Origin of the sequence: Xanthomonas sp. NCPPB 3005, from assembly GCF_041228095.2 — a bacterium.
In the GTDB taxonomy this organism is placed as follows: Bacteria; Pseudomonadota; Gammaproteobacteria; order Xanthomonadales; family Xanthomonadaceae; genus Xanthomonas_A; species Xanthomonas_A bonasiae.
In genome coordinates this window covers 480,921-494,240 of sequence record NZ_CP166096.2, presented here as the reverse complement: position 1 = coordinate 494,240, position 13,320 = coordinate 480,921, and the positions used below count along the sequence as shown (strand labels likewise).

Annotated in this window: 3 protein-coding genes; all 3 read left to right on the top strand. The window is 72.5% G+C overall.

Translation table 11 applies throughout. The annotated features are described in order from the left end of the window. Genes AB8810_RS02300 through AB8810_RS02290 form a run of 3 tightly spaced genes read left to right on the top strand, consistent with a single transcriptional unit; the run spans window position 1 to window position 13,106 of the window. On the top strand, window positions 1-681 hold the full coding sequence (locus tag AB8810_RS02300) for a hypothetical protein (protein ID WP_369915453.1): 681 nt from the start codon (window positions 1-3) through the stop codon (window positions 679-681). Next, complete coding sequence (locus AB8810_RS02295) at window positions 678-1,031, top strand: hypothetical protein (RefSeq protein WP_369915452.1); 354 nt, start codon at window positions 678-680, stop codon at window positions 1,029-1,031. Before AB8810_RS02300 ends, AB8810_RS02295 begins: the two co-directional genes overlap by 4 nt. Before the next feature lie 24 nt (window positions 1,032-1,055). Beyond that, entirely contained in the window at window positions 1,056-13,106 is a 12,051-nt protein-coding gene (locus tag AB8810_RS02290; RefSeq protein ID WP_369915451.1) for a filamentous haemagglutinin family protein, read from the top strand. Window positions 13,107-13,320 lie beyond the last annotated feature (214 nt).

Sequence of the window (13,320 nt, the reverse complement as noted above, 5' to 3'; positions counted from 1 at the left end):
ATGCTGCGCCTTCCCTCCTCCCTGGCCTGCGTCGTGCTGGCGGCGACGCTGCTCGCCGCCGCTCCGCTGCACGCCCAGGACAGCACCGAGACGCGGCTGCGCGAAGCGCTGCGCGAAACCGGCACGCGCCTGCGCAAGGCCGAAGCGGACCTGGTGCAGCAGCAGCTGGCCACCGCCGCCGCCGAACGCGAGCGTGATGCGCTGCGCGCCGCGCCAACGCCAGCGCCACGCGCCGCAGGTGCCGATCCGGGCCGCGAGGCCGCGCTGCAGCGGCAACTGCAACAGGCCCAACGCGAACGCGACGCGGCGCTGGCGCAACAGCGCGAACAGCAACAGGCGCAGGCCAGGACCGCGCAGGCCGCGGCGCAGCAGGCGCAGACGCAGGCGACGCTGCAGGCGGAACTGCAGCGCCAGCGCGCGCGGATGGCGCAGTGCGCGAGCGGCAGCGAGGCCTTGTACGCCACCGCGCGCGAACTGGCCGCGCTGTACCGCGACCCGGCCTTCGTGCGCTTCGTGCGCAGCCACGGCCGCGAGATGTTCGGCATGGCCCGGGTGACCCGCGAGAACCGCGTGCGCGCCCTGGAAGACCGCCTGGCCGAGCAGCACGCGCAGACCCAGGCCTGCACCGGCGCCACCGCGACCACAGCAACGGCTACGGCGCTGCAGGACACGCCCCAATGAACCACCGCGGCGCCGCGCTGGCATCGCTCGCGCTGGCCGCGCTGGCACTGCACGCGCACGCCGCGCCGGCCACGCCCGCGGCGACTGCGCCATGCGTGCAGGTGCGGATCGGCGAGGACGTCGCCGGCCACCTGGACTGCCTCAACCAGGCGTTGCGCGCCGCGGCCGCCAGCGCCCGCCCCGGCGCGGTGCCGCTGGCCGCCGCCGCGACCACGCTGGATCCGTTGCAGCGCGGGCAACCCACGCCGGCCGCGCTGCGCCAGCGCTACGGCGATGCCTACGGCCGCTCGCTGGTGCCGCAGCGGCCGCAACCGCGCTACCTCCCCACTCCGTTCGCTCCGGCGCGCTGACGCGCCGCTACCGAGATCGCCGCCATGCCCCGCAACCGCCGCCGCCCCCGCCGTCCCCTTCGCCTGCTGCTGCTCAGCGTGGCGATCTCGGCCGCCCTGGTCGGCCGCAGCCAGGCGCAAAGCAGTCCGTTCGTGCGCCGCGGCGCCGATCCGGGCGCACAGGCCGCGGCCGCCGCGCAGCAGCAAGGCCTGCAATCGGCGGCGGCCAGCAAGCTGGCGCAGACCTCGCTGCAGGCGTTCCAGCGCGCCGCGCAGGCGCGCCAGGCCCTGGACGCGACCCAGGCCGCCGCGCGCGCCGCGGCGCAGGCCGCGCAAGCCGGCATGGTCCCCGATGGCCTGGGCAAGGGCGGCCTGCAGCTGCCCGACGGCGCAGTCATCGATCCGGGCGCGGTACGCAGCGACGATCCGCGCCTGGGTCAGCGCAACGTCTGGCTGGGCGCGCACGCGCCGACCCAGCAGACGGTCGGCGGCGACACCCAGGTCACCATCCAGCAGACCCAGAAGAAGGCGATCCTCAACTGGGAGACGTTCAACGTCGGCAGCCGCACCGTGCTGCAGTTCGACCAGTCGGCCGGCGGCAGCGACGCGGCGCAGTGGATCGCGCTGAACCGGGTCAACGACCCGAGCGCGGCGCCGAGCAAAATCCTGGGCCGCATCCAGGCGCCGGGCCAGGTCTATCTGCTCAACCGCAACGGCGTGCTGTTCGGCGGCGCCAGCCAGGTCAACGTGCATTCGCTGCTGGTGTCGTCGCTGGATCTGTTCGACGCCAACCGCGCGCTCAGCGACCAGACCTTCCTCGCCCGCGGCCTGTTCGGCACTACCGGGCAGAGCGGCACGGTGCTGACCGGCCTGGACAGCATGGCCGCCGGGCAGACCCCGGGCCACATCCGCATCGACAGCGGCGCGCGCATCGCCAGCGGCAGCCAGGGCTATACCCTGATCGCCGCGCCGAACGTCAGCAACGCCGGCACGGTGACCGCGCAGGACGGGCAGGCGCTGCTGGCGGCGGTGCTGGGCCTGCGGCAATCGCAGGAATTGCAGACGCTGCTCGGCACCAGCAGCGGCAACATCATGCCGCTGGGCTTCAGCGGCTTCTTCTCGCCCAGCGGCAGCGACCGCTCCGCCGTCGGCACGCTGGACAACAGCGGCACGATCGCGGCGACCCGCGGCAACGCGACACTGGTCGGCTACGACGTGCAGCAACGCAGCCTGGTCCAGGCCACCACCAGCATCAGCCGCCCCGGCAGCGTGATGCTGCTGGCGATCAACCAGGAAGCCACAGCCGGCGGCGATGCGCTGGCCAACTACAAGGGGGGCGCGCTGGAACTGGCCCCGGGTTCGGTCACCGCCACCTTGCCCGAGCACGATGGCGAGACCACCACCTCCAGTAGCGCCGCCGATCTGGCCTTCCTCGGTCCCAGGATGATCCTGGCCGGCGCACAGGTGCAGCTGCGCGAGCAGTCGCTCACCTTCGCCCCGGGCGGCACCGTGGACCTGATCGGCCTGGGCAGCGAGGTCACTCGGTTGCAGGGTCGTCCGCAACTCAACAACCGGCTGATGATCGCTAGCGGCGCGCAGCTCGACGTGTCCGGCATCGCCGACGTGCGACAGGCGATGAGCAGCAACCTGATCCAGATTCCGCGCGTGGGCCAGAACGAACTGGCCGACGCGCCGCTGCAACGCGACGGCGCGCTGTTCCGCCAGGCGCTGCAGTTCGATCGCCGCGCCAGCGGCGTGCGCGCCGATGGCCAGGCCTGGGTCGGCAGCCCGCTGCTCAATGCGCAGGGCTACGTCGACCAGGTGCCGCGCACGATCGACGAGATGCTGCTCGACGGCGGCACCATCAACATCGGCGCGCGCGACCTGGTGATCGCGCCCGGCGCGCAGGTGAACATGGACGGCGGCTACGTGCACATGCTCGGCGGCATGATCGAAACGCCGCGCCTGCTCGGTGCCGACGGCCGCCTGTACGACCTGGCCAGCGCGGATCCGTCGCTGCGCTACCTGGGCGTGGCCGGCACGCAGACCGTCGCGCACACGCGCTGGGGCGTGAGCGAACAGTTCAGCAATCCATTGCTGGGCAGCCGCCGCTACTACGAGAGCGACTATCTGCAAGGCGGCGACGCCGGTGCGCTGAACATCGAACTCGGGCGCCATTCCAGCGGCAACGGACCGGAACCGGGCGTGGCGCTGCTAGAGGGCGATCTCTCCGCGCAAGCGCTCGCCGGGCGTTACCAACGTGCCAGCGGCACGTTGCCGCAGGGCGGCGCGTTGCGCATCGACAGCGACATCGGTCTGTACAACGCCACCATCGGCCTGTCGGTAGGCGGCGACATTTCCCGCGACCAACGCAGCTGGCTGATCGTCGACGAGGCAGCGGCGCTGCCGCAGGGGCTTGCGCTCGGCACGCGCGCCGATGCGCTGCCGGGCAGCGCAGCAGCGGCGCAGGAGCGCGACAACCCGCTGTTCTGGTCGCGCCTGTCCACGCGCATGGTGAACGGCAGCGGATTGCAGACGCTGGCGATCGGCAACGCGCCGGTGATCGAGGTCGCTGCCGACGCGGCGCTGCAGGTCGCCGACGGCGGCGCGATTTCGCTGCAGGCGCAGCGTCTGGAGATCGACGGCACGCTGACCGCGCATGCCGGCAAGATCGCGCTGCAGAGCAGCGGCGGCTTCGCCTTCGTGGACGATCCCAGGCGAGCCATGGACACGCGGCAGGTGCTCGGCCACGGCGACCTGCTGCTCGGCGCGGACGCACGGCTGGACGTGAGCGGACGCTGGATCAACGACGACCGCCGCTTCGGCGCCGAAGCGCAGGGCAGCGCCTTCGTCGATGGCGGCAGCATCAGCCTCGACGCGTTGCAGCTGCGCATCACCGATCCCGTCACCGGCCAGAACGTCGACCAGAGCGGATCGCTGTTGATCGCCTCCGGCGCCGTGCTGGACGCCTCCAGCGGCGGCTATGTCGACGAGGACGGCGCGCTGGCGATGCGCGACGGGCGGCCGCTCGGCCATGGCGGCGACATCGCATTGCATACCTACGTGCGTCCGTCCAACGAGACTGCCGGCTCCCCCACCTACACCGCCGACCTGCCGGTGGCCGACGGCGCCGGGCTGCTGCAGTTCGACCCGGCCAGCCTGCGCGCGGACAACTTCGCCGGCGGCGGCACGCTGAGCCTGCGCGCCTTCGGCGTGCAGATCGGCGGCAGCGCGCCGAGCGATGCGCGCGTGCTGCACCTGGACGCCGGCTTCTTCGCCGACAACAGCTTCGGCGGCTACGACCTGGCCGCCGAACAGGACGCCACCGTCGTCGCCGGCACCCAGCTGCGGGTGAGCCAGCGCAACCTGCTCCCGAACCTGCAGGCGCTGCGCGGCGCCGCCAGCGGCAGCGACGTGGTCGCCGGTGCGGCGCAGGCCGGCGGCAATGGCTACGCCACGCTCGGCCAGCTGGATCCGTTCTATCGCCCCGCCACCGATTTCGCGCTGCGCGGCGGCGATTTCCTCGGCCGCGTCGCCGGCAATCCCAGCCTGAGCGGCGCCAGCGGCCGCGTGCTGCTCGACGAAGGCACGCAACTGCTGCTGGATCCGGGCGCCGACGTGCGCATCGGCGGGCGCGGCCAGGTCGAGGTGCTGGGCGGCATCCAGGCGCAGGGCGGCAGCATCGCCATCTCCGGCGACACCTCGCGCGACTCCGGCCTGTCCGCCGCGCCGGACGTGGACCGCGGCCAGGCCTATGCGGCACCGGGCAAATCGCTGTGGCTGGGTGCGAACAGCCGCCTGGACGTGTCCGGCGTCGCCCTGCTCGATCCGCAGGCCGCCCTGCAGCCCGGCGCCAGCGGCCTGGTGCGGCCGCGCAGCGGGCGCGTGCTCGACGGCGGCCACATCACTCTCAGCAACGACAGCGGCGCGATCGTGGTCGCCGCCGGCGCGCAGCTGGACCTGTCCGGCACCAGCGCGGTGCTGGACCTGCCCAGCGGCAACGCCATCATCGGCGGCGGCGACACGCTGCAGGCGCAGACCGTGGGCAGCGCCGGCGGGCGCCTGGACCTGGCCGCCAGCACCGGCCTGTATTTCGACGGCAGCATCCGCGCCGGCGGCGGCAGCGCGCAGGACCGCGGCGGCACCCTGGCCTTGCTGCCGCTGAAACTGGTCGACGGCAGCAACCAGGTATTGTCCGGCCCCAGTGGCGTGATCTTCACCCAGCACGACAGCCGCCTGCCGCAGGGCGCGCAGCCCGGCGCGCCATTGCCGAACGCCACCGCCGCACCCGGCCCGCTGTACTTCGCCGCCGATCGCCTCGACGGCAGCGGCATCGACACCCTGCTGGTCGGCGACCAGTCGCCGACCGGTACGTTGCGCCCGCAGGTGGCGGTCGGTTTCGCCGGCGACGTCGCGCTGTCGCTGTCGCGCGCGCTGGTGTTCAACGCGCCGCGCTATGCGCTGCTGGCGAGCGATGCGACCGGGTTCGGCAGCCTGGCCGACAGCGGCCAGGTCACCCTGAGCGCCGCCTACGTCGGCCTCAACGGCTGGCAGTCGCCGAACAGCCCGGCCGCGGTGCTGGCCGAGCCGCAGGCGCCCGGCGCGACCACGCTGACGGTGAACGCTGCGCAGATCGATCTCGGCGGCCAGTTCGCGCTGGACGGGGTCGGCGAGGCGCGCCTGTCCAGCAGCGGCGCAGTGCGTTTCCATACGCCCGCGGCCTATGCCTACCTGCTCGACGCCAACGGCATCGCCACGCCGCGCGCAGGCGAACTGCTGACCGCCGGCAATCTGACCTTCAGCGCCGCGCAGCTGTATCCGGCCAGCGGCGAGACCTTCCTGGTGCGCGCGCTCGGCGCGCTCGGCAGCGACGGCAGCCGCGCCGAGACCCGCATCCGCATCCAGGCCCAGGGCGACACGCCGGCGCTGCCGCTGTCGGCCGGCGGCACCCTGGCGCTGGATGCGACCCGCATCGCCCAGGACGGACGCCTGCGCGCGCCGAGCGGGCGGCTGCTGCTCGGGGTCGGTGCGCTCGACGACGCGGCCACGCGCGCGGTGTTCGGCACGCGCGCACTGACGCCAACGCTGGAGGTCAGCCTCGGCGCCGGCAGCCTCACCTCGGTGTCGCTGGAAGGCGCGACCCTGCCGTACGGCAGCACCGTGGACGGTTCGCAGTGGCGCTACGACGGCAGTGCGCAAGGCAGCAGCACCGCGCTGAGCGCGCCGCCGCAGAAGCAGATCCGGCTGGACGCCGACAGCGTCGCGCTGGCGCCCGGCGCACGCGTGGACCTGTCCGGCGGCGGCGACTTGCAGGCCAGCGAGTGGGTGCCCGGCACCGGCGGCAGCCGCGACCTGCTGTCCTCGACCAACACCAGCTATGCCAGCGGCAACGCCACCCAGGTGCCGCTGTACGCGGACGGCCGCACGGTCTACGCGATCGTGCCCGGGGTGCAGACGCCGGTCGCCGCCAGCGACGCGGCGTTCGAACAGAAGGGCGGCACGCCCGCGCTCGGCAGCGCCGTGCATCTGAGCGGCGTGCCCGGCCTGGCGGACGGCGACTACACGCTGCTGCCGGCCAAGTACGCCACCCTGCCCGGCGCCTACCGGGTGGTCGCGCGCAGCGGCAGCACCGACGCCACCGCCGCGCAGAACCTGGTCGCGGCCGACGGCACCGCGGTGGTCGCCGGCTATCTGGTCGATACCCTGAGCGGCACCCGCAGCGCGCGCAGCCAGCTGTTCGAAGTGCAGTCGGCGGCGACCTGGGGCCAGTACTCGGAATACACCCGCACCGGCGCCAATGCGTTCTTCGCCGCGCAGGCAGCCGGCGCCGGCAACGCGACGCCGCAACTGCCGCGCGACGGCGGGCAACTGATCCTCGCCGCCGGCGACGCGCTGCGCCTGGGCGCGACGTTGAACACCGCCGCGGCCAGCGGCGGCAACGCCGCGCAGATCGATATCGCAGCGCGCGCGCTGCAGGTGCTCGGCGCCGGCCAGACCGCCGCGGCCGGCTACGTCGGCGTGGAGGCGAGCGCGCTCAACGCGATGAACGCCGGCAGCCTGCTGCTCGGCGGTACCCGCGAGCAGAGCGCCGACGGCACGCGCCTGCAGGTCACCTCGCAACAGCTGCGGATCAGCAACGACGCCGGCAGCGCGCTGCAAGCGCCGGAACTGCTGTTGGCGACCGCCGCCAGCGACGCTGCCGACGGCGGCCTGCGCGTGGACGCCGGCAGCGTGTTGCGCGCGCAAGGCGGCAGCGGCGATCGCGCGGCCACGACGCTGCTGATCGGCGAGGACGGCGGCAGCAGCGGCGACGGCGCGCTGGTGCGCCTGTCCAGCCTCGGCGCGGCCACGATCGAACGGGCGAACGTGCCGGAGGCGGCACAGGCGCGCGCACGGCTGCAGATCGGCGCCGGCGCGCTGCTCGACGGCGGCGCGGCGCTGAGCCTGGATTCCACCGGCGACAGCGCGATCGATGCCGGCGCGCTGTTGCGCGGCCAGCGCATCGACGCCAGCGCCGGCCACGTGCGGCTGGACGCGCAGGCGGCCAGCGGCGAGGCCGACGGCCTGGTGCTGGGCGCCGGCAGCCTGTCCCAGTTCGCGCAGGCGAAACAGGTCAACCTGCACAGCTACGGCGACATGGACTTCGCCGGCGGCCTGGACCTGCGCGTCAGCAACGCGCTCACCCTCAGCGCCGGCCGCTTCGTCGGCGACGGCCGCGACGTCAGCCTGAGCGCCGATCAGCTGACCCTGTCCAACCAGGGCGCCAGCGCGGCACCGGCCGACACCGTGGCCGGCGGCGGCCTGCTGCACCTGCAGGGGCGCGAAGTCGCCTTCGCCGGCGGCGACAAGCAGCTGACCGGGTTCGGCGCGGTCGCGGTGGATGCGGCGCAGACGCTGTACGTGCGCGACCGCGGCCAGTTCGATTTCGGCACGCGCGACGTGGACCTGCGCACCCCGCTGCTGCTGGCCGACGCCGGTGCCGACCAGACCCTGCGCACCGCCGGCGCGCTGCGCCTGCAAGGCGGCGGCGCCAGCGCCAACACGGCGCAACCGCTGGGCGGACGGGTGACGCTGGTCGGCGCCAGCATCGACAGCACCGGGCTGATCCGCGCCAATTCCGGCGGCATCGTCCTGCGCAGCAGCGAAGGCGCGCTGCGCCTGCACGATGGCGCCACGCTGGATGCGTCCGGCATGGCCAGCACGTTCTTCGACACCACCAAGCCGACTCAAGGCGGCACGGTCACGCTGCAGGCCACGGCCGGCGACGTGCGCGCCGATGCCTCCACCCGCATCGACGTGTCGGCCGTGGGCAGCGCCGATGCCGGCAGCGTCAACCTGTCGGCGGCGCAAGGCACCGTGACCCTGCCCGGCAGCCTCGACGGCCACGCCGCGCAGGGCCGCGGCGGCCGCTTCCTGCTCGATTCGGGCAGCGCGATCGCGCTGGATCCGCTGGCCGCGCAGCTGGCCGGCGGTGGCTTCGACGGCGCCATCGACCTGCATGCGCGCAGCGGCAACCTGCTGCTGTCCGCCGGCAACACGCTGCGCGCCGACGCGGTGACCCTGACCGCCGACGGCGGCGCCGATGCGATCGGCCGCGATGCGGCGAACGGCAACATCCGCATCGCCGGCAGCATCGACGCCTCCGGCACGCAGGGCGGCAGCATCGCGCTGTGGGGACGTCACGGGGTGGCGATCGACGGCCAGCTGCTGGCCCGCGGCAGCGCCGCCGACAAGCGCGGCGGCACGATCACCCTGGGCAGCAGCGGTCGCGACGACGGCACCCTCAATGCCGATTACGGCTACCAGAACGTGCAGGCCGGCGCGGCCGGCACTATCGCGCTCGGCGCAGCTGCGGTGCTGGACGTCTCCGGCGGCAGCGCCGGCGGCCTGTCCGGCGGCAGCGTGGAGATCCGCACGCCGCTCCTGGCCGACGGCGAGGTCAACGTGACCGTGGCCAACGGCGCCAGCGTGCGCGGCGCGCGCGAAGTGGGCCTGGAAGCCTATGCGGTGTGGAGCACCACCGACGCCAGCACCGATCCGGTCAAACACTTCGACGGCATCATCGATCCGGCCGGCTGGTACGACGCGCAGGGCGCACTGCTGGCCGGCAGCTGGACGGACCTGGCCGGCAACGCGGTGGCCGCGCCCACCACGCCGGCGCAGATCGCCGACTACCTCACCCGCTACGCATTCACCCCGGACAGCGCCAACGCCGCGCATCGCCAGTTCTACGGCTATGCCGACGACAGCGCCGGCACGCCCGGCACACTGATGGGCTTCGTGCAACGCCCCGGCTTCGCGTTCGAAGCGCGCCTGGGCAACCTGCCCAACCTGCGCGCGCGCCCCGGCATCGAGCTGCGCAATCCCGATCCGGCCATCAACGGCGGCGAGATCCGGGTGATGAGCAACTGGAACCTCGGCTCCGGCGCCAACCGCGACCAGCTGGACTTCCGCTACAACGGCAACGCGCCGGTGCTGACCCTGCGCGCCGAGGGCGGCGTGACCATCAAGGCCAGCCTCAGCGACAGCTTCTACCAGCTGCGCAACCCGTTCGGCGGCGGCGGGCCGCAGGGTACCTACAGCGGCGCGGCCAACGCCTATCAGGCGCTGCTCGACAACGCCTTCAACAACGCCTTCATCAGCATCGACGGCCTGCTGCCGGCGCCGTCGGCCGACCTCGGCGATCCCGCAGAAGCCGCGCAGTACTACGGGCAATACCTGCAGTTGCTGGACATGCTGCAGCAGCCGCACGACCTGGGCGGCCTGCCGATGAGCCTGCTGGAAGGGGTGATCTACAGCTACTCGCCGGACAACGGCTACCCGGTCCAGGACTACCCCGACCAGCCGCAGGCGCCGCGCGCGCCGACCTCGCCCGCCGACTATTCCACCTACCTGGCCGGCTACCAGAGCTATCTGCTCGACCTGTTCGCCTACAACACCGAGCTGTCCAACGCCGGCGTGTTCGGCCTGGCCACGCTGACCCTGCCCGCCGCGCCGGTGCTCGGCCCGCTGCTGCCGGCGGCCACCCACAACACCCCGTCGCTGCAGGCCAACGCCAGCAATCCGCTGCCGCTCGCCACCACCAGCCTGATCGGCGGCGACAGCAGCCGCTACCGCATCGTCGCCGGCGCCGATTTCGCCGGCATCCGCCCCGACGCGCTGCGCGCCGACAGCGACGCCGACGTGGTGCTCGACGGCCACCAGCGTTACCAGGAAAACGGCAAGAAGGACGTACTGCTGCCGACCGTGGTGCGCACCGGCATCGGCAGCATCCAGATCGCCGCCGCGCGCGACCTGCGCTTTGCCGACGCCGACGCGCCGGCCAGCATCTACAGCGCCGGCCAGCCCGCCGCCGACAGCGAGGCCGACAGCGACATCCGCATCGTGCGCAGCGACGCCGCCAGCCGCAGCGCCGACCAGGTGGTCAGCGCGCAGGCCAATGCGGAGGCCGCCGGCGACCTGCTGCTGCAGGCCGGGCGCGACATCCTCGGCAATCGCCAGATATACGATCGCGACGGCAGCCGCACCGGCGTGGCCGGCAACTACGTCGGCCAGTCCTGGTGGCCGTGGCTGCAGGTCGGCAATCCGGTCGGCGCCGATGGCGTCACCCCCAGTGCCGGGCTGATCAACTACGGCGGCTTCGCCCAGGGCGTGCTCAGCAGCGGCGGCGACGTCGAAGTGCGGGCCGGGCGCGACATCCGCGAGTTGTCGGTGTCGCTGCCGACCAGCTACCGGTTGACCGCGCAGGGCCGCCAGACCTATGGCGGCGGCGACCTGCAGGTGCAGGCCGGACGCGATGTGCTCGGCGGCGACTATTTCGTGGCGCACGGACAGGGCCGCTTGAACGCTGGCGGCGACCTGGGCAGCGCGTTCACGCTGAGCGGCCAGGGCTACGACGCCTCGGGAACGCTGCTGCAGGTGAGCAGCGCGGTCGATCCGGTGTTCGCGCTGCAGGACGGGCAATGGACGATCCACGTCGGCGGCGACGCCGCGCTCGGCGCCATCGTCAATCCCAGCTACGTGCTGTCCTCCGGCGGCGTCGCCGCATTGATGAGCGACAGCACCCGCGCTACCACCGACTACGGCAGCGCCTCGGCGATCGCCATCGACACGTTGAACGGCGACATCCGTCTCGGCACGCTCAAGCTGCCGGCGACGCTGTTCGGCAACGGTGCGCGCGATGCGAGCCGCGGTACCGACAGTCTCATTTTGAACGACGGTGTGTTCGACAACGTGCTGCCGGCACAGGTGCAAGCGGTCGCCCACGCCGGCAGTCTGCAGTTCGAGACCGGCGGGCGCCTGTATCCCTCGGCGCAAGGGCAACTCGAGGCGATGGCGCAGGGCGACGTCCGCCTGTTCAACGACACGCTGGTCGCCGGCAAGAGCAGGTTGCAGCTGGCGATGCTCGACGAAACCGGCAACTACGACGGCAACGACAATGCCGCCGGCAGCGGCGCGCAACTCGGCCTGCATCGGGACGATGCGCAACCGGTGCGCATCTACAGCCGCGACGGCGACGTGGCGAGCGGATATGCGGCCGACGGTTTCATGCTCAATCCGCTGACCCTGCAATTGCCGAAACCGGCCGACATCCGCGCCGGGCGCGACATCGTCAACCTGGATCTGCGAGCGCAGAACTACCGGACCTCGGACGTGACCCGGGTGCAGGCCGGGCGCGACCTCCGCTACACCTCCATCCTCGGAGGCCCGCTTGGCGACCAGGCCGTTCGCTGGGGCTGGATGTCGCTCGACGGCCCAGGGACGTTCGAGGTGGAGGCCGGACGCAATCTCGGCCCGCTGACCTCGGCCGAGGAAGCGATGAAGGGCCTGCGCATCGGGCTCGTCGACCGCAATGCGGGCGGCATCCGCACCACCTCCGGCGCCGACCTGGTGGTGCGCTACGGCGTGGCCAACGGCGAGGATGCCGACGCGCTGGCCGCGCTGTATCTGGACCCGGACAGCCGGCAGAGCACCGACACCTACCGGCAATGGCTGCTCGACTTCGTGCGCCAACATGCGCAGGACGCGTCCGCACCGGCCTCGACACCGCTCGCGCAGCAAGCCGCGACCCAGCAGGACACGCCGACGCCTGCCGAGGCCTGGCGCCAGTTCGCGCAACTGCCCAGCGCCACCCGGCGCCTGCTGAGCGAACGCGTGTTCCTGGACGTGCTCAAACAGGTCGGCGAAGGCTACGCGGATCCGGCCAGCGCGGACTTCCAGAAATACACGCGCGGCTATGCCGCGATCGAAGCGCTGTTCCCGGCACGGCTGGGCTACACCCGCAACAACCTGGAAGGCGGCGCCAACGGCGCGGCGACCCGCAGCATCACCGGCACCCTGGACATGCGCGGCTCCACCCTGCAGACCCAGGCCGGCGGCGACATCCGCATCCTCGGTCCCGGCGGCGGCCTGCAGGTCGGCAGCGTGCTGGCGCCGCCGGTGGTCACCGATGCCCAGGGCAACGTGCTGATCGGTCCGGCGCAGCAAGGCATCCTGGCGGTGGGGCAAGGCGACATCGGCGTGTTCACCGACGCCAGCGTGCTGCTGGCGCAGAGCCGCATCTTCACCCAGCGCGGCGGCGACCTGATGTTGTGGAGTTCCAACGGCGACATCAACGCCGGCAAGGGCAGCAAGACCAGCGCCGAGCGCGCACGTGCGCGCTACCTGTGCGACCAGGACCAGTACTGCGTGCTCGATGCCGGCGGCCAGGTCAGCGGCGCCGGCATCGCCACGCTGCGCCTGAACACGGACGATCCGCGCGGCAACGCGGTGCTGGTCGCCCCGCGCGGCACCGTCGATGCCGGCGACGCCGGTATCCGCGCCAGCGGCAACCTGATCGTGGCCGCGCAGTTCGTCGCCAATGCCGACAACATCCAGGTGCAGGGCGACACGGTCGGCGTCGGCACCGCGCGCAACGTCGATGGCGGCGCGTTGAGCGCCGCCTCCAATGCCGCAGCGGCGGTGACCGATGCGGTCGGCGACCTGGCGGCGCGCGGAACCTCCACGCCACGCGAAGCGCCTTCGGTCATCACCGTGCAGGTGCTCGGCTTCGGCGACTGCAAGGTGGACGATCCGCGCTGCCAGCCCGGTCCATGACACTGCGGCGACGTGGGCCGCGGCGACGTTGCGGCGTCGCTGCGGCAAACGAAAATCGGCGCATTTTGTAGACACGGATTCGCGCCGGAGAAAATCATCGAGTTAATCGTTATTTTCCGGTCAATTCATGATGTCAGCGCCATAACAATCGGGATATTTCAGACTGCGCATCACAGGTAAAGAAACATTCCGACGAATGTCGCCGCATTATCAT

Bases quoted from the DNA above. Each gene is read 5' to 3' on its own strand.
- AB8810_RS02300 (WP_369915453.1), top strand. From the start codon at position 1: ATGCTGCGCCTTCCCTCCTCCCTGGCCTGCGTCGTGCTGGCGGCGACG.
- AB8810_RS02295 (WP_369915452.1), top strand. From the start codon at position 678: ATGAACCACCGCGGCGCCGCGCTGGCATCGCTCGCGCTGGCCGCGCTG.
- AB8810_RS02290 (WP_369915451.1), top strand. From the start codon at position 1,056: ATGCCCCGCAACCGCCGCCGCCCCCGCCGTCCCCTTCGCCTGCTGCTG.